Annotated in this window: 15 protein-coding genes; 11 read left to right on the top strand and 4 right to left on the bottom strand. The window is 68.1% G+C overall.

What is annotated here, in order from left to right; genetic code table 11:
* Position 1 precedes the first annotated feature (1 nt).
* Positions 2-484, bottom strand: coding sequence for a YqaA family protein (locus BM144_RS12340; protein ID WP_092952639.1), 483 nt, complete (start codon positions 482-484; stop codon positions 2-4).
* 287 nt (positions 485-771) lie between these two features.
* Here BM144_RS12340 and BM144_RS12335 point away from each other — a divergent pair, with 287 nt between their 5' ends.
* From BM144_RS12335 to purH, 5 genes are all read left to right on the top strand, one after another.
* Positions 772-2,031 (top strand): GGDEF domain-containing protein, encoded by a 1,260-nt coding sequence (locus tag BM144_RS12335; protein WP_092952637.1) that lies wholly within the window; start codon positions 772-774, stop codon positions 2,029-2,031.
* 291 nt (positions 2,032-2,322) lie between these two features.
* Positions 2,323-3,132, top strand: coding sequence for a c-type cytochrome (locus BM144_RS12330; protein WP_092952635.1), 810 nt, complete (start codon positions 2,323-2,325; stop codon positions 3,130-3,132).
* A 232-nt stretch (positions 3,133-3,364) separates the two neighbouring features.
* On the top strand, positions 3,365-4,438 hold the full coding sequence (gene dusB / locus BM144_RS12325; RefSeq protein ID WP_092952633.1) for a tRNA dihydrouridine synthase DusB: 1,074 nt from the start codon (positions 3,365-3,367) through the stop codon (positions 4,436-4,438).
* A complete protein-coding gene (locus BM144_RS12320; protein ID WP_092952631.1) occupies positions 4,435-4,668 on the top strand; it encodes a Fis family transcriptional regulator in 234 nt (77 codons plus the stop codon). Before dusB ends, BM144_RS12320 begins: the two co-directional genes overlap by 4 nt.
* Positions 4,669-4,775: 107 nt before the next feature.
* Positions 4,776-6,377 carry a bifunctional phosphoribosylaminoimidazolecarboxamide formyltransferase/IMP cyclohydrolase gene (gene purH / locus BM144_RS12315; protein ID WP_092952629.1) on the top strand — a complete coding sequence of 534 codons (1,602 nt, stop codon included), beginning with the start codon at positions 4,776-4,778 and terminating at the stop codon, positions 6,375-6,377.
* 56 nt (positions 6,378-6,433) lie between these two features.
* Here the strand turns inward: purH and BM144_RS12310 are convergent, their stop codons facing one another.
* From BM144_RS12310 to thiD, 3 genes are all read right to left on the bottom strand, one after another.
* Positions 6,434-7,585, bottom strand: coding sequence for a pectate lyase (locus BM144_RS12310; protein WP_092952627.1), 1,152 nt, complete (start codon positions 7,583-7,585; stop codon positions 6,434-6,436).
* Positions 7,586-7,732: 147 nt separating this feature from the next.
* Positions 7,733-9,046 carry a glutamate-1-semialdehyde 2,1-aminomutase gene (gene hemL, locus BM144_RS12305; protein ID WP_092952625.1) on the bottom strand — a complete coding sequence of 438 codons (1,314 nt, stop codon included), beginning with the start codon at positions 9,044-9,046 and terminating at the stop codon, positions 7,733-7,735.
* Positions 9,030-9,992 carry a bifunctional hydroxymethylpyrimidine kinase/phosphomethylpyrimidine kinase gene (gene thiD, locus BM144_RS12300; protein ID WP_092952623.1) on the bottom strand — a complete coding sequence of 321 codons (963 nt, stop codon included), beginning with the start codon at positions 9,990-9,992 and terminating at the stop codon, positions 9,030-9,032. Before thiD ends, hemL begins: the two co-directional genes overlap by 17 nt.
* Before the next feature lie 115 nt (positions 9,993-10,107).
* Here thiD and BM144_RS12295 point away from each other — a divergent pair, with 115 nt between their 5' ends.
* Genes BM144_RS12295 through BM144_RS12270 form a run of 6 tightly spaced genes read left to right on the top strand, consistent with a single transcriptional unit; the run spans position 10,108 to position 20,526 of the window.
* On the top strand, positions 10,108-10,260 hold the full coding sequence (locus tag BM144_RS12295; RefSeq protein WP_281246091.1) for a rubredoxin: 153 nt from the start codon (positions 10,108-10,110) through the stop codon (positions 10,258-10,260).
* Positions 10,261-10,299: 39 nt separating this feature from the next.
* Positions 10,300-10,710, top strand: coding sequence for a response regulator (locus BM144_RS12290; RefSeq protein ID WP_092952619.1), 411 nt, complete (start codon positions 10,300-10,302; stop codon positions 10,708-10,710).
* Complete coding sequence (locus BM144_RS12285; protein WP_011794058.1) at positions 10,710-11,075, top strand: response regulator; 366 nt, start codon at positions 10,710-10,712, stop codon at positions 11,073-11,075. The genes BM144_RS12290 and BM144_RS12285 overlap by 1 nt, the downstream gene beginning before the upstream one ends.
* A gap of 15 nt (positions 11,076-11,090) precedes the next feature.
* Positions 11,091-11,618 (top strand): chemotaxis protein CheW, encoded by a 528-nt coding sequence (locus tag BM144_RS12280; protein ID WP_092952617.1) that lies wholly within the window; start codon positions 11,091-11,093, stop codon positions 11,616-11,618.
* A 28-nt stretch (positions 11,619-11,646) separates the two neighbouring features.
* Positions 11,647-13,905: a methyl-accepting chemotaxis protein gene (locus BM144_RS12275; RefSeq protein WP_092952615.1), complete on the top strand. Its 2,259-nt coding sequence runs from the start codon at positions 11,647-11,649 to the stop codon at positions 13,903-13,905.
* Positions 13,906-13,965: 60 nt separating this feature from the next.
* Positions 13,966-20,526, top strand: a complete 6,561-nt coding sequence (locus tag BM144_RS12270; RefSeq protein ID WP_092952613.1) for an Hpt domain-containing protein — start codon at positions 13,966-13,968, stop codon at positions 20,524-20,526.
* Positions 20,527-20,560 lie beyond the last annotated feature (34 nt).

Genomic DNA, 20,560 nt, shown 5'->3' with positions numbered 1-20,560 from the left:
CTCAGTGGGGCGCGGTCCCCGGCCAGAAATACAGCAGCCCCGCGGTCATTGCGAGGTAGCGCAGGAACTTGCCCACGGCCATGTAGCCCACGCATTGCCAGAAGGGCAGCTTCAGCCAGCCGGCGACCGCGCAGAGCGGGTCGCCCACCACCGGCAGCCAGCTCAGCAGGCAGGCCTTGGCGCCGAAGCGCTTGAGCCAGGCGAGCGCACGCACATTGGTGTGCTCGCCCCGTGCCTTGTCCACGGCCTTGTGGGCGCCCAGTCCCATCCACCAGCTCACGGCGCCGCCGAGGGTGTTGCCCGTGGTCGCGACGAGCACTGCGGGCCAGAAGAGTTCGGGGTTGAGGCGGATGAGCCCGAACACGGCCGGTTCGGAGCCCAGGGGAAGCAGGGTCGCGGAGACGAAGGACACCACGAAAACCGTGCTGAGGCCGTACTGGGGCAGCGCCAGCAGGTCCATGAGGTGTTGCATCCAGATTTCCATAGCTGCGCGGAGTTTAGGGGGGCGCGCCGCAGTGGTTTTGTAGCCCGGCACGCCGTCCGGCTGTGGCCACGCAGTGGCGTGGATGCACTGCATGGGCCGCCGTGCTACCACCAGAAAAACGAGGCAGCTACAATTCTTGATGAGCTTTTTCTATGGAGTGACAGAGGTCAACACATGCGACCGATCACCCTGTAACATTCGGTAAGGCGAATCGCGCCAGCCGTACCGTTCATGCCGTTGCGCCTTCGATGCAGCGCCGCATGCCAGTGGAGAGGTCATCAGTCGCCATGGGTCTTGCCAAATTGTGGGTCACGCTGCGCACGCGCGGGCGGGAGCGTTTTTCCAATACCGAGGCCTTTTCGCCAAGCGAAGCCTTTTCCGAGTTCGGTGAGTCGGCGCAGTTCCGGAGTTCCGACCTGCAGGCCGCACGCCTGCTGGAGCGGCGGCTGGGCCGGCCCTACAAGCGGCTGGTGCCGGCGTTGCTGTGCGGTCTGTACCTGCTGTGCGTCCTGGTCTTCTACGCGCTGGGCATGATCGCGGCTTCCACGGTGTTCGTGGTGGGCGGCCTGATCACCGGCACCATGGCATTGTTCGCCGGCTACGTGCGTGCCGGCCGGGCTGCGCGCCTGCGGGACAGGCAACTGCGCCTGCCCACCGTGGTCGCAGCGGCCGGGACGCTGCTGCTCGTCTTCTACCTCGAACCCGTCACCCAGATCGCGCTGGCGCCTTTCCTCTTCGTGGCCATGGCCTATGGCCTGCTGACGCTTTCGCGGCACGCGGCGCTCGCGGTGTGCTCCGGTATTTTGGCCGGCTATGGCCTGGTGGTGGCCCTGCACCACGTCCAGCTCGGCAATGCGGCACTGCTGCAACTGGAGGTGCTGCATTTCGTGGCGCTGGCGCTGGCTTTGCCGGCCTACGTGCTGCTGATGGGGCGTGTGCGGCTGCTGCACCGCCTCCTGCAGAAGACCAGCAACGAAATGCGGTCGATCGCCGAGATCGCCCGCCGCGACGCACTGGCAGGGTGCCTGAACCGGCGCTCGATCCTCGCGGCGCTGGAGGAGCAGAAGCAGTTGGCCGACGAGAGCGGCATTCCGCTGTGCCTCGCGGTGGTGGACCTGGACCATTTCAAGCGCATCAACGACGAGTTGGGGCATCTGGGCGGCGACGAGGTGCTGCGGACCTTTGCCCAGCTGGCGCAGCAGGTGGTGCGCACCGACGACTTCTTCGGCCGTTATGGCGGCGAAGAATTTTTGCTGGTCTTCCCCGCCACCCCGCTGCTGCCTGCGCTCAACAGCTGCGAGCGCATCCGCTCGCAGGTGGAATCGCATGCGTGGGAGGGCAAGCTGCGCGGCCGCGTCACTGTGTCGATCGGCGTCACGCAGTACGTGCTGGGCGAATCGGTGCTCGAATTCTTCTCACGCGCGGACACCGCGATGTACCTGGCCAAGCAGGGCGGGCGCAACCAGGTGGTGGTGCAGGAGCCGGTCGGGGCCTTCGCTCCCACAGAAGCCGGGGAGCCCCAGGCGCCGGCCCACGGCTATTTCTGACATCCGCCCATCCGCCCATCCGCCTGACCGCCGGACCGCAGCCGCCGCTGCGTCCGGGCCGGCGTGGTGAAAAGGCGCCATCCCCTTGCCGCGGGCCAACGGCCCCGCTACGCTGCCGCGCGCCGTGGCAGTTGCCCTTCCATCGTGGATGCAGCAGCCAGCCACGGTGTCGATGGGACCCGCCGGCGGCTGCGCAGCCGCTCCGGAGCAAAAAAAGGAGGGGGAAAAATGCGTTGGATACCAAAGGGGGCGGCGGCAGGCCGCGAAGCGTTGCGCCGCGCCGGGCGCAGCATGGCGTTGGCACTGGCGGGCGCGGGGCTGGCCGCGGCGGCCCAGGCCGCACAGCTCCAGACAGAGGGCGCCGACGGCGCATCGCAGCGCCACGGCACGGCCGAACTGGCGCGGCACCCCGCGGCGCGGGAGATCGACGTGCCGGCCGACGTGGCCTACCGGCGTCCCATGCGCTACCGGGCCGTGCCGCTGGCGGTGGTGCTGCAGGGCATGGGGCTGACCTCCGCCGACACGCTGGAAGTGGTGGCGCTCGACGGGTTCGTGGCGCAGGTGCCCGGGGCGCTGGCGCTGCAGCGGGCACCGCTGCCCGAGCCCTGGCTGGCCATCGAGCCGGCGGACGCGCCCTGGCCGGCATTGCCCGGCAAGACGGGCACGGCAGGGCCGTTCTACATCGTGTGGCCCGATGCCACGGGTGTGCGCAGCGAGCAGTGGCCCTATGCGATCGCACGGCTGCATGTGCGCGCCGCGCCGGAGGTCCGGTGGCCGCAGATCGCGGTGGCCGCCGACGTGCCGGCCGGCGATCCGCGCCGGCGCGGGCAGTCGGTGTTCCTCACCCAGTGCTTCGTCTGCCACACGATGAACGGTGGGGGCGAGGCCCGCATGGGCCCGGACCTCAACCGGCCGCTGGGGCCCACCGAGTACTTCCAGCCGCAGGCGCTGCGCCGGCTCATCCGCGATCCGGCGAGCGTGCGCCATTGGCCGGGGCAGGCCATGCCCGGCTTCGGCCCGGAGCAGATCGGCGAGCGCGAACTGGACGATCTGCTGGCTTACCTGCGCTACATGGCGGCGGAGCGCCGTCCCGCGCGTTGATGCCCGCCGGGTGACGCCGCCCCACGCGCTCCGCGCGGCGCTTTGGCGGGGCGGTGACAGAGGGGGAAGGGGTATGGCGGTCCGCCGGTCCCAGGGCGCCGCGCGCCGGGCGGCGCGGGTCCTGGGCCGGAATGCCGGGCCGGCACCCGGCGGTTTCGTCTGCTGAAAATTTAAGCAGGTACAATCCCGCCTCTTTTTTCTTCCGCCTGTTTTTTCAGCACTCCCGCGCGCCATGCAGATCGGCCACATTCCCCTGGCGAACCGCCTGTTCGTCGCCCCGATGGCGGGCGTGACGGACCGGCCTTTCCGCCAACTCTGCAAGTCCCTGGGCGCGGGCTATGCGGTGAGCGAGATGGTCACCTCGCGCAAGGACCTGTGGAACAGCCTCAAGACCTCGCGCCGCGCCAACCACGACGGCGAGCCGGGGCCGATCGCGGTGCAGATCGCCGGGACCGACGCCGAAATGATGGCCGAGGCCGCGCTCTACAACATCGACCGGGGCGCGCAGATCATCGACATCAACATGGGCTGCCCGGCCAAGAAGGTCTGCAACAAGTGGGCCGGCTCCGCGCTCATGCAGAACGAGCCGCTGGCCATCGAGATCGCCCAGGCCGTGGTCGATGCGTGCGCGCCGCGCAACGTGCCGGTCACGCTCAAGATGCGCACCGGCTGGTGCCAGGAACACAAGAACGCCGTGCAGCTGGCGCAGGCCTTCGAGGGGGTGGGTATCCAGATGCTGACCGTGCACGGCCGCACGCGCGAGCAGGGCTACCGCGGCCATGCCGAGTACGACACCATCGCCGCCGTGAAGGCCGCCGTGCGCGTGCCGGTGGTGGCCAATGGCGACATCGATTCGCCGGAGAAGGCGCAGGCGGTGCTGGCCGCGACGGGCGCCGATGCGGTCATGATCGGCCGCGCGGCGCAGGGCCGGCCCTGGATCTTCCGGGAGATCGCCCACTACCTGGCCACCGGCGAGCACCTGGCGCCGCCGCTCGTGGCCGAGGTGCGGCGCCTGCTGCTGGACCACCTGCAGGACCATTACGGCCTCTACGGCGAGGCGACGGGCGTGCGCAGCGCCCGCAAGCACATCGCCTGGTACGTGCGCGCTCTGCCGGGCGGCGAGGCGCTGCGCCAGAACATCAACACCATCGACGACTGCGCGGCCCAATGGCAGGCGGTCGCCGATTTCTTCGAGGCACTGGGCCAGCACATGGACCGCCTCCCCGACGCACCGGCCCCGCAGGCCGGCGTGGACCCCGATCCCGGATCCGGCGACGCACAAGAACAACAAGGATTGCCTGCATGAGCAACAAGAACATCGAAGACTGCGTGCGCGAGAGCCTGCAGGGCTATTTCCGCGACCTGGGCGGCGAGACGCCCGATGGCATGTACGACATGCTGGTGCGCCTCGTCGAGAAGCCGCTCCTCGAAGTGGTGATGACGCACGCCGAGAACAACCAGTCCCGCGCCGCCGAGTGGCTCGGGCTCAACCGCAACACGCTGCGCAAGAAGCTCGTGGAGCACAAGCTGCTCTGAGCGCGGCACCTGGGGCTTTCCCAGTTTGCTATGTATTTAATAGCAAACTATTCAATGAATACGACGGCATGGACCGTTTTTTATTCCAAACTCTTCCTTAGAACGCCATGAACGCACTCCTTTCCGTCTCCGACAAGACCGGCATCGTCGAATTCGCCCGCGCCCTGCACGCGCTGGGCATCCGCCTGCTGTCCACCGGGGGCACGGCCCAATTGCTCGCCAAGGAGGGGCTGCCCGTCACGGAAGTGGCCGAGGTGACGCAGTTTCCCGAGATGCTCGATGGCCGCGTGAAGACGCTGCACCCGAAGGTGCACGGTGGCCTGCTCGCGCGCCGCGGCGTGCCCGCGCACATGGCGGCGCTCGCCGAGCACGGCATCGACACCATCGACCTGCTGGTGGTGAACCTCTACCCCTTCGAGGCCACGGTGGCCAAGGCCGGCTGCACGCTGGCCGACGCCATCGAGAACATCGACATCGGCGGCCCGGCGATGGTGCGCAGCGCCGCCAAGAACTGGAACGACGTGGGCGTGGTGACGTCGGCCGACCAGTACCCGGCCGTGCTGGCCGAACTGCGCGCCGGCGGCAAGCTGTCCGACCCGCTGCGCTTCGCGCTGTCGGTGGCCGCCTTCAACCGCATCGCCCAGTACGACGGCGCGATCAGCGACTACCTCTCGTCCGTCACCTTCGAGGCCGAGAAGCTGTCCGAAGCCTACGTGCCCGAGCGCAGCCAGTTCCCCGCCCAGAGCAACGGCCAGTTCGTCAAGGTGCAGGACCTGCGCTACGGCGAGAACAGCCACCAGCAGGCCGCGCTGTACCGCGACCTGTACCCCGCGCCCGGCTCCATCGTCACGGGCGAGCAGCTCCAGGGCAAGGAACTCTCGTACAACAACATCGCCGATGCCGACGCCGCCTGGGAATGCGTGAAGAGCTTCGACGCCGCCGCCTGCGTGATCGTGAAGCATGCGAACCCCTGCGGCGTGGCCGTCGGACTGGATGCCGCCACGGCCTACGGCAAGGCCTTCCAGACGGACCCCACCAGCGCCTTCGGCGGCATCATCGCCTTCAACCGCACGGTGGACGCCGCAGCCGCGCAACTGGTGGTCAAGCAGTTCGTCGAGGTGCTGATGGCGCCTGACTTCACGCCCGAAGCGCTGGAGATCTTCAGGCCCAAGACCAACGTCCGCCTGCTCAAGATCGCCCTGCCGGCCCACAAGGGCGCGACGGCCTGGGAGCGCGGCCGCAATGCCATGGATGCCAAGCGCATCGGCTCCGGCATGCTGCTGCAGTCCGCCGACAACCACGAGCTGTCGCTGATGGACCTGAAGGTGGTCACCAAGAAGCAGCCCTCGCTCGAGGAGATGGAAGACCTGCTCTTCGCCTGGAAGGTCGCCAAGTACGTCAAGAGCAACGCCATCGTCTTCTGCAAGGGCGGCATGACGATGGGCGTGGGCGCGGGCCAGATGAGCCGCCTCGACTCCGCGCGCATCGCCAGCATCAAGGCGGAACATGCCCAGCTCTCGCTGCAGGGCACGGTGGTGGCGAGCGATGCGTTCTTCCCGTTCCGCGACGGGCTCGACGTGGTGGTGGACGCGGGTGCGACCTGCGTGATCCAGCCCGGCGGCTCCATGCGCGACCAGGAAGTCATCGATGCCGCCGACGAGCGCGGCGTGGCCATGGTGTTCAGCGGCGTCCGCCACTTCCGCCACTGAACCACTGAAGGAGCGCGGGCCCCTGCCGGGACCCGCGTTGCCCGCCGGTAGGGCGGTCAGCCGACGGTCTGGGTCGACTGGCGCACCGTGTCGGCGCCGTGCACGTTGGCGGGGTTGCCGGCCATCACGCTCACGGGCGTCTTGCCGCCATCCACATCCGTGTTGGTGATGTTCAGGGTGGAATTCCTGTCGTCGAAACGGAACAGGTGCGACTTCAGGTCCTGGATGGTCGAATCGGCGATGTCCACCTTGGCCGTGATCGGGTAGCCGCCGCGCGTGACGGCCAATTGGCCGATGTTGTCGGCGTAGATGCCCTGCAGCTTCAGGTTGACGTCGCCGTTGATCTGGATCGCCTTGTCGTGGCTGTTCTGGAACGAGGAGTTGGTGATCTCCACGTTCGCCGGGCCCGGCGGGATCGTGCCCGTGTAGCCGGCGCGCTGGGCGTCCACGGTGCGGTTCTCCTTGCCATCCACGGTGACGAAGTCGTCGCCCGTCTGCAGGCCGTGCACGTTGTCCAGCTTGGCGTCGCCCAGCAGGTGGATGCCGTCCCCGCCCTTGAACTGGAGGTTCTTCACCGAGGCCCCGGGCTCGAGGATGAAGATCGGCAGGCGGGTTTCGGCCGTGCCGCCGCCGTCCAGTCCCGATCCGGCATTGAAGAGCTTGCCCTTGCCGTCGAAGGTCTCGCCGGCCTTGACCACGATCGGCTTGTTCACTTCCTCGACGCCGGTGGGGGCGCCGACCTGCATGTTGGCTGGGGGCTTGGACGCCCCCCTGCTGGCGGAGGTGTCCGAGGGGGCGGCTGTTGCTGGTGTGCCTGCCGCATTGCCGGAGGATGCCGGCGCGCTGGCCGGCGCTGGAGCCGGTGCCGCTGCGGGCGCCGGTGCCGGCGACGGGCTGCGTGGCTCGCCCGCCGTGGCCGGTGAGGGCGAGGGCGATGGGCCCGGGCTCCGCGGCGCAGCGGAGGCGGGGGAGGGGGAGGGCGGGGACGAAGGCGTGCCCTGGTCGCCCGGGTTCTTGCCGTTCTGCTGCTGCGGCATCAGGTTCTTGAGGAGCTTCTCCAGGAAATCGCGCAGCAGGGTTTCGAAGCTCTGCTGCTGCGCCTGCGTGTCGAACTTCGAGGACTTCGACGGCGCGGAATCCGAAAGCCTGGAGTGCTGCTGCGCGGCCCAGGTGTTCAGGGTGGACAGGAGGTTGGTGATGGAAGTCATGGGTGCTCGCGAAGAGGGCGGCCCCGAAGGTCGCCATGGATCGCCATGCCCGATGCATGACGTCGCGATCACTATGCGCCGCCGGTTTTCCGCCCCTTCGGTGCGCGCGAAGCCGCCGCCGGCCGCCCGAAGCGCCCGAGGCGCTCGCTATCGCGTGCCCAGCGTGCGGAACACCTCGCGCGCGCAGGAGAGGGTCTCGTCGATGTCCTGCGCCGTGTGGGCACTGCTCACGAACCCCGCCTCGTAGAGCGCGGGTGCGATGTACACGCCGCGCTCCAGCAGGCCGTGGAAGAGTGCGTTGAACCGGGCGCTGTCCGTGGCCATCACCGTGGGGTAGTTCTGCGGCAGCCCGGGCATCAGGAAGAAGCCGAACATGCCGCCCTCGCTGTCGGCGCAGAACGGAACGCCTTCGGCGCGCGCGGCCTCCGCCAGCCCGTCCACGAGCGCACGGGTGCGCTCGCCCAGCGCCTCGTAGAAGCCGGGGCGGCTGATCTCGCGCAGCGTGGCCAGCCCGCAGGCCGTGGCCACCGGATTGCCGGACAGCGTACCCGCCTGGTAGACCGGGCCCAGCGGAGCCAGCTGCTCCATCACCGCGCGGGAGCCGCCGAACGCCGCGAGCGGCATGCCGCCGCCGATCACCTTGCCGAGCACGGTGATGTCGGGCTTGAAGCCGGGAATGGCCTTGGCATAGACGCTCTGCGCGCTGCCGAGCGCCACGCGGAAGCCCGTCATCACCTCGTCCAGCACCAGCAGCGCGCCGTACTGCGTGCACAGCTCGCGGCAGCGCTGCATGAAGGGCACGCTCGCGCGGACGAAGTTCATGTTGCCCGCGATCGGCTCGATCATCAGGCCGGCGATCTCGCTGCCGTGCAGCGCGAAGGCTTCTTCGAGCTGGGCGACGTCGTTGTATTCGAGCACCAGCGTGTGCTGCACCACCTCGGGCGGCACGCCCGCGCTGGTGGCATGTCCGAAGGTGGCCAGGCCCGAGCCGGCCTTGACCAGCAGGGCGTCGGCATGTCCGTGATAACAGCCGTTGAACTTGACGATCTTGCTACGGCCGGTGGCCCCCCGGGCGAGGCGGATGGCGCTCATGCCGGCTTCGGTGCCGGAGCTGACCAGCCGGATCATCTCCATGGACGGCACGTGGCGCAGGATCTCTTCGGCCAGCTCCACCTCGCGCTCGGTCGGCGCACCGAAGCTGAAGCCGTCCAGCGCGGCCTTCTGCACGGCCTCCAACACGGCCGGGTGTCCGTGGCCCAGGATCATCGGGCCCCAGGAGCCGATGTAGTCGATGAAGCGTTGCCCGTTGGCGTCCCAGAAATAGGCCCCCTGCGCGCGCTGCACGAAGCGGGGCGTGCCGCCCACGGCCTTGAAGGCCCGCACGGGAGAATTCACGCCGCCGGGGATGAGCGCCTTGGCGCGCTCGAAGAGGGGAAGGTTGAGATCAGTGCTGGGTGTCATGGGGTGGCATCACGAAGCCGTCGGTGGCTGTGGGATCGACCGGCGGTTCATCGTCGGAATCTTCGTCGTCGTCATCGTCGGGTTGGGCCCAGAACATGCGGTCCGGCAGGAACTGGCCCATGCCGGGCCGGAAGCCGGCATCCAGGCAGTGGTCGAGGTAGGTGAGCGCTTCGCTGGCCGCCTCGCCCAGATCGTTGCCGCTGGCCACGAGGGCCGTCAGGGCGGCCGACAGCGTATCGCCCGCACCGGCGAAGGTCGCCTCGAACAGTTCGAAGCGCGTCGTGCCCAGCACGCTCTGGGCGGAGGTGAGCACGTTCTCGACATGTTGCTCCGGCGCCGGTATGCCGGTGACGAGCAGGTAGGGCACGCCGAGTTCGGATGCCGTCATGGCCAGATCGCGTGCCGAGGGCTTGCGGTCGCTGGACCATTCCGGCAGCAGCCAGCGGCAGAGGGTGCTGTAGTTGCCCACCAGCACCGAGGTCAGCGGCAGGAGCATTTCCTGGAAGGCATCGAGGTACTGGTCGATGAGGTCGTCCTGCCACCACGACAGGTCGGGCATGTACGCGATCACCGGCACGTCGTCGTAATCGGAAGCGATCGAGGCGATCGCGGCCAGGTTTTCGGGGCTTCCAACGAAGCCGACCTTGATGGCCTGGACGGTCAGGTCCTCTAGCACGGTTCGTGCCTGTTCGGCAACCGCTTCGTCGTCCAGCGGGTAATGATCGAACACCTGGGCGGTGTCGCGTACGTACGCGCCAGTCACGATCGCCACGGCGTGGCCGCCCACCGAGGCGATGGTGGCGATGTCGCCGGTCAGGCCTCCGGCCCCGCTGGGGTCGCTGGCGTTGAACGCCATTACGCAGATGGGCGAGGTGTCGGCTTCAGCGTCGGCGTCGGAGCCGGTCTGCAAGGGGGGAGGTGATTGGGGGGATGGATCTGTGGTCATTGCGCCGCACCAGCGTAACGGGTGGCACGGAAGCTGCATCCCGCGGTGATGTCTAGATACAATCGTTGCATTCTATGTGAAGGCCCCTTAAGCTGTGACGGACCCAAAAACCTGGATGTGCCTTATTTGCGGCTGGATATATGACGAAGCCGCAGGTTCTCCCGAGGACGGTATAGCGCCTCAGACCCGCTGGGAAGATGTGCCCATGAATTGGACGTGTCCTGAATGCGGAGCGCGCAAGGAAGACTTTGAAATGGTCCAGATCTGAGCGCGCCTCCCTAAGCGTCGTTTTTTACCATCAACAGCGGTGACGAAATTGACCAACACAAATGGCGCGACCTTCAAGGTGCTCGTCGTGGACGACAGCAACACCATCCGGCGCAGTGCGGAGATCTTTCTCAAGCAGGGTGGCCATGAGGTCCTGCTGGCAGACGATGGTTTCGATGCCCTGGCGAAGGTCAACGATTATCAGCCCCAGCTGATTTTCTGCGACATCCTGATGCCGAAACTCGATGGCTACCAAACCTGCGCCATCATCAAGCGCAATGCACGTTTCGCAGATACGCCCGTTGTCATGCTTTCTTCGAAAGACGGCGTATTCGACAAGGCACGTGGGCGCATGGTGGGGTGCCAGGAATATCTCACCAAACCATTTACCAAAGACCAGCTGCTGAAAGCCGTTCAGCAGTTTGGTAATGCCCAACAAGGAGCAATGTAATGCCCATCCAGAAAGTTCTGGTTGTTGACGACTCGAAGACCGAGTTGATGTTCTTGACCGACTTGCTGCAAAAGAAAGGCATGCAGGTCCGCACCGCGGAAAATGCCGACGAGGCTTTTCGCCGCCTCGCCGAAGAAAAGCCCGACCTCATCCTGATGGACGTGGTCATGCCGGGCCAGAACGGATTCCAGCTGACGCGTGCGATCAGCCGCGATCCGCAATATGCCGATGTGCCGATCATCATGTGCACGAGCAAGAACCAGGAAACCGACCGGGTGTGGGGCATGCGGCAGGGTGCGCGCGGTTACATCACCAAGCCGGTGGATCCCGCCGAGCTGCAGGCCAAGATCGACGCCCTGAACTGATCCGACCGTCTGCCCATGGCCAATCGCGAAGCGCTCCGAGAGCTCCAGGCCCGGCTGGCCGCCCGTCTGCAGGCAGCGCGGGTCGAGGGCTCGTCCGTGTCCTCCTGGCTCGCCGTGGAATCGGCCGGCCGCCGTTTCCTGCTGCCCCTCGGGCAGTCGGGAGAGATCTTTCCCTGGACGGGCGTCCAGGCCGTTCCCTACACCCAGGGCTGGTTCCTGGGTGTCGCCAACCTGCGTGGCTCGCTGATCGGCGTCGTCGATCTCGCGGGCCTGCTCGGTTTTTCCTCCGCCCGCTCGGAGCAGGCGCTCAGCGAATCCAGCCTGCTGGCCCTCAATGCCGCCCTCGACGTGAATGCGGCGCTGCTGGTCGATCGGCTCGCCGGGCTGCGCGGAACCGATGCCTTCGTGGATTCCGCGCCCCCCGCGGCCGACGCTCCGCCGTACTTCGGCACCACCTACCTGGATGCCGAAGGCGCTCCCTGGCAGGAACTCAACCTGCAGGCGCTCTCCCAGCACCCCGCATTCCTCAGCATCAGCGCTTGAGCATTTCTTCTCTGAAGGCCGAACCATCATGTCCGTCGTGAACCCGTTTGCAAAACTCTTCAACCGCAAGCCTGCGGGGGACGCCGCTGTCGCGATTGCGGAGGGCGACGCCGGCCAGGATCCCCTGGGGGCCGCGTCCTACCAGTCGGACGGCATGCACAGCGTGCAAGGGGACCCGTCGGCCGTGTCCCAGTTTCCAGACGGCGAACTGGCGGACGAAGACCTGATTTCGCTGCCCCTTCTGGGCCGGGCGACTGCCGCCCAGCACCAGCGGCGCCTGCTGACGCTGCTGGCCGTGGGCGTGGTGGTGCTGGCGCTGATTGCCGGCTGGGTGCTGCAGCAGGCGGACCGCTCCGCGCAGCAACTGGCGGCGACCGGGCAGGCGCTGATGCAGTCGCAGCGGCTTGCCAAATCGGTATCCCAGGCGCTGGTCGGCAGTCCGCAGGCCTTTCCCGACGTGGTGGACAGCTCGGGCGTGCTGGCGCGCAACGTGCGTGCTCTTTCCTCGGGCGACGATGAGCTGCGCGTGCAGGGCCTGGGCGAGCCGTTCAAGCCCGAACTCGAATCCATCACGCCGCTCATGGAGCGTGCCGAGCGCAATGCCGGGGTGGTGATGGGCCAGCAGAAGATCCTGACCCAGGTGGGCGACGCTCTGCGCACCATCAACCGCCAGTCGTCGGACCTGCTCGAAATCGCCGAGACGATTTCTTCGCTGAAGCTGCAGCAGAACGCGCCTTCGTCGGAAATCTCCGCCGCGGGCCAGCTCGTGATGCTGACCCAGCGGATCGGCAAGTCCGCCAACGAATTCCAGACCACCGAAGGCGTGAGCCCCGAGGCCGTGTTCCTGCTGGGCAAGGATCTGAACTCCTTCCGTGAAATCGCCCAAGGCATGCTCGACGGCAGCGCCGACCTGCGCCTGGCCGCCACGCGCGACGCCCAGACCCGCGAGCAGCTCGAGAGCCTCATCAAGGTGTACGACCAGACGCGCACGCAAGCGGGCGCCATCCTGGGCAACCTGCAGGGCCTGGTTTCGGCGCGCGAGGCGCAATCGGCCATCATTGCCGACAGCGAACCCCTGCGTCGCCAGCTCGAAGCCCTGCAGACCAAGCTGTCGGAACAGACCGGCCTCGGCGCCGGCCAGGTGGCCGCCCTCGTGGCTGCGGGCCTGTTCGTGCTGCTGTGCGGCGTGGGCATCTCCCGCGTGCAGCTGATGGACAGCCGGGCCCGCCAGGCCGCTGCCGAAATGCAGCAGCGCGATGCACGTCGCCAGGAGCAGGAAGCCAAGCGCGTTAACGACGCCAACCAGGCGGCCATTCTGCGGCTCATGAACGAACTGCAGTCGGTCGCCGAGGGCGACCTGACCCAGGAAGCCACCGTGACAGAAGACATCACGGGCGCCATCGCCGACTCGGTGAACTACACGGTGGAAGAGTTGCGCCAACTGGTGGGCAGCGTGCAGAACACGGCTACCCGCGTGGCGCAGACCACGGCACAGGTGGACAGCACGTCCACCGAACTGCTGGCCGCATCGACGGAACAGCTGCGCGAGATCCGCGAAACCGGCCGCTCGGTGCTCGACATGGCCACGCGAATCAACGAAGTGTCCGCCCAGGCGCAGGAATCCGCTTCGGTGGCGCGCCAGTCGCTGCAGGCGGCCGACTCGGGCCTGCAGGCCGTGCAGAACGCCATCGGGGGCATGAACTCCATCCGCGACCAGATCCAGGACACCTCCAAGCGCATCAAGCGGCTGGGTGAATCGTCCCAGGAGATCGGTGAAATCACCGAACTGATTTCCGACATTACCGAGCAGACGAACGTGCTGGCCCTGAATGCCGCCATCCAGGCCGCTTCGGCCGGCGAAGCGGGCCGCGGGTTCTCCGTGGTGGCTGAAGAAGTGCAGCGCCTCGCTGAGCGTTCGGCCGACGCCACGCGCCAGATCTCGGCACTCGTGAAGGCCATTCAGACCGACACGCAGGATGCCGTGGCCGCCATGGAGCGTTCCACGCAGGGTGTGGTCGAGGGGGCACGGCTTTCCGACTCCGCAGGTACCGCGCTGACCGAAATCGACCGCGTGTCTCGCCGCCTGGCCGAGCTGATCGAACAGATCTCGTCGTCCGCTTCGCGCGAAGCCGAGCTGGCCAACGAAGTGGCGGACAACATCCAGCACATCTTCGCGGTGACCGAGCAGACCGGCGAAGGCACGCGCACCACTGCCCAGCAGGTGCGCGAGCTGTCGCACATGGCCGAAGAACTCCGCCAATCGGTGGCGCGTTTCAAGATTGCCTGACGCTCCCGCCAGCAGCTAGCTAGCATCAACGAAACGGCTCGCGGAGCCGGGGACGAATTCATGTCACCTATTGACGCCGCAAACGCACCGGCTGCGGACTGGAGCCAGGGAGAGCAGGATCTGGGGCCCCTGGCCTGGGTGCTCGATGAGCTGCGCAAGTCGCTTGACGGGGCCGTCAAGGCCATGCGCCGCTTCGTGCGCGATGCCGAAATGGCGCGCGAGTCCGACCTCGCATCGCTCGATGCCGGTGCCCTGCGCATCGCGCGGCAGCAATTGCACCAGGCCAGCGGCGCGCTCGAGATGGTGGGCATGGGCCCGCCGGCGCTCGTGCTGCGATCCATGGAGGCGGCTGTCCAGAAGTTCGTCCAGCGCCCGGAGCTGTGCAGCGACGATGCGGCGGCCGTGATCGAACGCGCCAGTTTTGCGCTGGTGGAATACCTCGAGAGCGTGCTGGCAGGCAAGCCCGTATCCCCCGTGGCGCTTTTCCCCCAGTACCGCGACGCCCAGGCCCTCACCGGCGCCGAGCGCGTGCACCCGGCGGACCTGTGGCCTGTGGAGCGCCGCTTCCGCGAACCCGACGTCGTCGTCGACGCCGCCCCGCTGGCCTATGGCGCCGAGGCACGCAGCCGGCTCGATGCCGCGGTGCTGCGCATCGTGAAGGCGGGAGACGTTGCCGCAGCACGCGAAATGCAGGGCATCTGCCTGGGCTTCGCCGCCGCGCAGACCGATCGGCAGGCGCGTGCGTTCTGGAAGATCTGCACCGGCTTCTTCGAAGCGCTGGCGCAGGAGCGCCTGGTGCCCGACATCTATGTGAAGCGCGTGGCATCGCGCGTGCTCATGCAGTACGCCACGCTGGCCAAGGGCGATCCCACCATCGGCGACCGGCTGGTGCAGGACCTGCTGTTCTTCTGCGCGCAGGCCCGGCCCGCGTCTGCCGCTGCGGAGGCAGGGGACCGCTCCGTGCTGCAGGCCGTGCGCCAGGCTTTCGGGCTGGAGCGTTTCAAGCCCGTCGATTACTCCATGCCGCGCTTCGGTCTGTACGACCCGGCGCTGCTCGCACAGGCACGCAAGCGGATTGCCGCGGCCACGGAAACCTGGTCGGCTCTGGCCGGTGGAGACCGCAACAAGCTCAAGCCGGCCGCAGACCAATTCAGCCTCGTCTGCGATTCGCTGGCGAAGCTGCAGCCGGGCAGCGAGCCGCTGGCGCAGGCCTTGACCCGCGCCGTGGAAGCCACGACCCGTTCCGGCGAACCGCCATCGCCCGCGCTGGCCATGGAGGTCGCCACGGCGGTGCTGTACCTCCAGGCGTCTTTCGAAGAGCTGGAATCCGCGCAGGACCATATGGCCGTGCGCGCCACGCGCCTGGCCGAGCGGCTGGACAGCGTGACCGCGGGGGGCGATTCCGCGCCGCTCGAACCCTGGATGGAAGAGCTCTATCGCCGGGTGAGCGACCACCAGACGATGGGCAGCGTCGTGGACGAATTGCGTTCCACGCTCGGAGAAGCCGAGAAATCGCTCGACCAGTTCTTCCGCAATCCGGGCGATCTGGCGGCGCTGTCGGCCGTACCGAGCCGGCTGGCGCAGATGCGCGGCGTGCTCTCCGTGCTCGGGCTGGACCAGGCCTCGCTGGCCGTCGTGCGCATGCGCGATACCGTCGAGCGCCTCCTGCTGGGCGAAGTGCCCGAGGAAGAGCGGCAGGCGGTCTTCGAGAAGCTGGGCGCCAACCTCGGTGCTCTGGGCTTCCTGATCGACATGCTCAGCTACCAGCGCACCATGGCGCGCAAGCTGTTCGTCTACGACGAGGAAACGGGCGAGCTGCGCATCCTGATGGGACGCACCCGCACCCGCGCGGGCGATCTGCCCGAAGAGCAAGGGAGCCATATCGAGGCCCGTGGCCCGATGCCGGCCCCTCTGTTGCTGGCGGAGGAGCCGGAGCCTGCCGCTGACGCAGAGCCGAACACCGCCGATGCAGTGCCCACGCCTGCCCCGGCCGATATCGCGGCCGTCCCCGCACCGGCGCCTGCACCCGCTGCATCGGTGCCTGCGGCCGCCATCGAAGAAGATGCCGACGACGAGAGCGAGCTGCTGGATATCTTCCTGGAAGAGGCCCGCGAGGTTGTCGTGAACGGCCTGGCCGCCGTCGAGGCCTTGCGCGCCGCTCCGGGCGATCTGAGCGAACAAACGACCTTGCGGCGTGCCTTCCACACCCTGAAGGGCAGCTCACGGATGGTGGGGCTGGATGCCTTCGGTGAGGCCGCCTGGGCCATGGAGCAGGTACTCAATGCCTGGTTGGCCGAGCAAAAGCCCATCCACCGGCCGATGCTGCAACTGGCGGACGAAGCGCTGCAAGCCTTCGGCCGCTGGGCGGACGACATCGCCGCCGGACAGGCCGAGGGCTGGGAGCCCCGCCACTTCGCCGAATCCGCACAGGCCATGCGCGAGCGGGAGGAATACCTGCCGCTCGGCGGCGCCGCGGTGGCTGCTGCGTCCGCAGTGACCGCCGAAGCCGCTCCCGCAGCGCCAGAGGCTCCCGCAGACGAAGCGGTGGCCGAAGAAGCAGGGCTGCAAGCGATCGAACCCACCGAGGCGGCCCCGTCGGAAGAGCCAGTGGAGCCCGCCGGTCCGGAGTCTGCCGCAGACGCTCCGCAGGCCTTCCTGCCGGACACCGAGTTCCTGCCGATGCCGCCGGCCGAGGCGATCCCTCCCGCCGGCGCGCCGGCTGTGGATGCCGAGCCTCTCGCTCTAGATCTGGACCTGGACTTCGATGCGGTGCCGGCCGACGGCACCCACCCGGACTTTGCAGACACGCAGCCTCCGGAGTCCGACCCGACCCTGGCGCCCGCCTTGGAGGCGCCCACGGCCGTGCCTTCGGCGGAGATCGCCGAAGACATCGATTTCTCGGTGTTCTCCGAAGCGCTGGCCGACGCCGATGCGCGCGAGCCGGAGGCCGCAGCCACGCCGGCTGACGTGCCTCCCGCACAGGGCGATTCGTTCCCCGACCTGCTGCTCGGCGGTCCGTCGGACGGGGTAGACGCTGCGCCCGTGCCGCCGGCGGAACTGCCTTCGCTCGATGCCGACCTGCACGACGACGAAACACCGGAAGCGCTGCCCGAACTCTCCGAAGCCGAGTGGTCCGATCTGACGTCGGGTGCCGGTGAAGAGGCGCCACCGCTGCCCGAGGCCCTGCCGCAGCAGGCGCTGGACGGCACGGCCGTTTTCGAAGACGAAGGTGCGGCAACCGCTCCGGCGTCCGGTGTGCTGCCGGAAGAGACGGAAGAGACGGCAGAGGTCGTGGAAGCGGACGCTTCGGCGGCTGCGCTGCTGGCCGGATCGGAGGTCCAGCCGGGCCCCGGCACCGAGCCATCGGACACGGCCACCGTGGTGCCGGATACGGAACTCCCGCTCTCGGCCGAGGTGCCCGAAGAGGCCGTCAAGGTCATCGAGACACTGCGCATCGGCATCCCGCTCTACAACGTGTACTTGAACGAGGCGGACGAATGGTCCCGCCGCCTGGTCACCTGCCTGCAGGAATGGTCGCTGGAGTTGCCCGAGCCGCTGCCTGATACCGCCGTGGCACTGGCCCATTCGCTGGCTGGCAGCTCCGCCACGGTGGGTTTCCAGGCGCTGTCGGACATGGCGCGTGCGCTGGAGCACGCGCTGCAGCACGTGCAACTGCTGCCGCAGGGAACGCCCGAGCAGGCCCGCGTCTTCATGGCGGCGGCGGAGGACATCCGCCGCCTGCTGCACCAGTTCGCCGCCGGCTTCCTGAAGGAGCCGAACCAGCAGATCCTGGCCGACCTCCGGGAGATCCTGGCATCCGAGGTGGTGACGGCGGATCTGGGCGCTCTGGATTCCCCGCTCGGACTCGATCCGGTGCCAGACGCTGTCCCTGCAGCCGAAGCCGAAGCCGAAGCCGAAGCCGAAGCCGAAGCCGAAGCCGAAGCCGAAGCCGAAGCCGAAGCGACGGTCGAGCCGGAGGGCACGGCAGACCCTGTTCAGGGCGAGGGCGTCCTTTCCACCGATCCGCTGGAGGCTGCATCGGAGGCCGCCGAGCCGCCGGCGCTGCCCGATGCCGCGCCGGTCCTGCCGCGCGGCCACGTGGCACCGGCGCTCTCGATCCCCGTACCCGTTCGGGACGACCGCGTGGACCAGGCCGCGTTGCAGGGCGCGGTGCTGGGAACCGACATCGACGACGACATCGATGTGCTCGATGTGATCGATCCCGACCTGTTCCCGATCTTCGAGGAAGAGGCCATCGAACTGCTGCCCGTGCTGGGCGCTGCGCTCCGCCAATGGGCCGCGCGGCCCGAGAACCTGGGTGCCCGCAACGAAGCGCTGCGCGCCCTGCACACCCTCAAGGGCAGTTCGCGTCTCGCAGGCGCGATGCGCCTGGGCGAGATGGCGCACCGGCTGGAATCGGCCGTGGAGCAGGTGGATTCGGAAGAGCCGCGCAGCGAAGCGATCGAACCCTTGCTGGTGTCCTTCGATGCCCTGCAGGCCAGTTTCGATGCGTTGCGCACCATCGGCTCCCAAGGTTTGGCCGAGCCCGTGGCAGTGAGCGGGCTGGTGGATTTGCCGGACGGCGCCACGGATGCACCTGATGCCTCTGATGCCTCTGGTGCCGCAACGGCGGCAACGGCACCCGTGCCACGCCCGGCCATCCGGCTGCCGGCCGCTTCGCAACTGACCGCCGTGCGGCCGGTGGCCAGCCAGTCGGTGCGTGTGCGTGCGCAGTTGCTGGACCGCCTGGTCAATCAGGCTGGCGAAGTGATGATCGCGCGGTCCCGCCTCGATGCCCGCATGGCGCAGATGAAGGGATCGCTGGCCGACCTCACGGGCAACCTGGAGCGCCTGCGCCAGCAATTGCGCGACATCGAGGTGCAGGCCGAGACGCAGATGCAGTCCCGGCTGGCCCTTTCGAAGGATCTGGCAGCCGGGTTCGATCCGCTCGAATTCGACCGCTTCACCCGCGTGCAGGAGCTGACCCGCATGATGGCCGAGTCGGTGAACGACGTGGCCACCGTGCAGCGCAACCTGCAGCGGACCATGGAAGGCGCCGAGGACGATCTGATCGCGCAGGGGCGGCAGGCACGCGAACTGCAACGCGATCTGCTGCGCACGCGCATGGTGGAATTCGAAGGCATCTCGGAGCGCCTCTACGCCGTCGTGCGCCAGGCATCCAAAGAGACGGGCAAGCAGATCAAGCTCGACATCTCCGGCGGCTCCATCGAGATGGACCGCGGAGTTCTCGACCGCATGACCCCGGCATTCGAGCACCTGCTGCGCAACTGCGTGGCCCATGGCATCGAAGCGCCCGAGGCGCGCACGGCTGCGGGCAAGCCCGCCACCGGTTCGATCACCGTGGCGCTGAAGCAGGACGGCAACGACGTTTCCGTGGAGTTCCGTGACGACGGCGCCGGGCTCGATCTGGAGCGCATCCGCGCCAAGGCGGTGAGCCAGGGGCTGATCGCCGCGGACGGCGAGGTGGGCCCCGCGGAAGCCGCGAACCTGATCTTCATGCCCGGTTTCTCGACCGCCACCGAAGTGACCGGCCTCTCTGGCCGCGGTATCGGAATGGACGTGGTGCGCTCCGAGGTGAACGCACTGGGCGGGCGCATCGAAACCACCACCCATTCGGGCCAAGGTACTTCGTTCCGCATGGTGCTGCCGCTCACGACCGCGGTGACGCAGGTGGTGATGCTGCGCGCGGGGCAGCTGACGCTGGGCGTGCCGGCCAACCTGGTCGAGATCGTGCGCCGCACCGGTGCCGGCGAGCTGGAAGAGGCCTACCGCCTGGGCGCCTTCGAGGATGGCGTGGAGGCACTGCCTTTCTTCTGGGCCGGCGCGCTGCTGCAGTCTTCGGCCTGGAGCCAGGAAACCTCGGGCCGCACGCGGCCGGTGGTGATCCTGCGCAGCGCGTCGCAGCGCATCGCCATGCACGTGGACGAAGTGCTGGGCAACCAGGAAGTGGTGGTCAAGAACCTGGGGCCGCAATTGTCGCGGCTGCCGGGTCTGGCAGGCATGTCGGTGCTGGCATCCGGGGCCGTGGTGCTGATCTACAACCCGGTGGCGCTGGCGACCGTGTACGGCGATCAGGTGCGCGCCCAGACGGCTCTGCCGGCCGTGGCCGCATCCGATGCGGCGGCGGGGCAGCAATCGCCCGTGCCGGGTGCCGTGGACGGCGGCGGCGTGCCGTTCGCCCAGCCTGCGCAGGTGCCCCTGGTGCTGGTGGTCGATGATTCCATCACCGTGCGCCGCGTGACGCAGCGGCTGCTCAAGCGCGAAGGCTACCGGGTGGCCCTGGCGGCCGACGGGCTGCAGGCCCTGGAGCGCCTGCAGGAAGAGCGGCCGGCCGTGGTGCTGTCGGACATCGAGATGCCGCGTATGGACGGTTTCGACCTGGCCCGCAACATCCGCGCGGACCGGGAGCTGAACGATCTGCCCATCATCATGATCACTTCGCGCATCGCGCAGAAGCATCGCGAACATGCGGCCGAACTGGGGGTGAACCACTATCTGGGCAAGCCGTACTCCGACGAGGAGCTGCTGAGCCTGGTGCACCACTATGCCCGTGCGGCGGCATCGCAAGGCGAGGCACAGGCGGCACTGGCTGCCGGCTGAGGCGCAGAAAGAGCAGGGCCTTGCCCCGGCGGCG

It is taken from the genome of Paracidovorax konjaci, assembly GCF_900112675.1.
Classification (GTDB): Bacteria; Pseudomonadota; Gammaproteobacteria; order Burkholderiales; family Burkholderiaceae_C; genus Paracidovorax; species Paracidovorax konjaci.
This window is presented reverse-complemented; position numbering and strand designations above follow the sequence as displayed.

Bases quoted from the DNA above. Each gene is read 5' to 3' on its own strand.
- BM144_RS12270 (WP_092952613.1), top strand. From the start codon at position 13,966: ATGTCACCTATTGACGCCGCAAACGCACCGGCTGCGGACTGGAGCCAG.
- BM144_RS12340 (WP_092952639.1), bottom strand. From the start codon at position 484: ATGGAAATCTGGATGCAACACCTCATGGACCTGCTGGCGCTGCCCCAG.
- thiD (WP_092952623.1), bottom strand. From the start codon at position 9,992: ATGACCACAGATCCATCCCCCCAATCACCTCCCCCCTTGCAGACCGGC.
- hemL (WP_092952625.1), bottom strand. From the start codon at position 9,046: ATGACACCCAGCACTGATCTCAACCTTCCCCTCTTCGAGCGCGCCAAG.
- BM144_RS12280 (WP_092952617.1), top strand. From the start codon at position 11,091: ATGGCCAATCGCGAAGCGCTCCGAGAGCTCCAGGCCCGGCTGGCCGCC.
- BM144_RS12335 (WP_092952637.1), top strand. From the start codon at position 772: ATGGGTCTTGCCAAATTGTGGGTCACGCTGCGCACGCGCGGGCGGGAG.
- BM144_RS12330 (WP_092952635.1), top strand. From the start codon at position 2,323: ATGGCGTTGGCACTGGCGGGCGCGGGGCTGGCCGCGGCGGCCCAGGCC.
- purH (WP_092952629.1), top strand. From the start codon at position 4,776: ATGAACGCACTCCTTTCCGTCTCCGACAAGACCGGCATCGTCGAATTC.
- BM144_RS12320 (WP_092952631.1), top strand. From the start codon at position 4,435: ATGAGCAACAAGAACATCGAAGACTGCGTGCGCGAGAGCCTGCAGGGC.
- dusB (WP_092952633.1), top strand. From the start codon at position 3,365: ATGCAGATCGGCCACATTCCCCTGGCGAACCGCCTGTTCGTCGCCCCG.
- BM144_RS12295 (WP_281246091.1), top strand. From the start codon at position 10,108: ATGTGCCTTATTTGCGGCTGGATATATGACGAAGCCGCAGGTTCTCCC.
- BM144_RS12275 (WP_092952615.1), top strand. From the start codon at position 11,647: ATGTCCGTCGTGAACCCGTTTGCAAAACTCTTCAACCGCAAGCCTGCG.
- BM144_RS12285 (WP_011794058.1), top strand. From the start codon at position 10,710: ATGCCCATCCAGAAAGTTCTGGTTGTTGACGACTCGAAGACCGAGTTG.
- BM144_RS12310 (WP_092952627.1), bottom strand. From the start codon at position 7,585: ATGACTTCCATCACCAACCTCCTGTCCACCCTGAACACCTGGGCCGCG.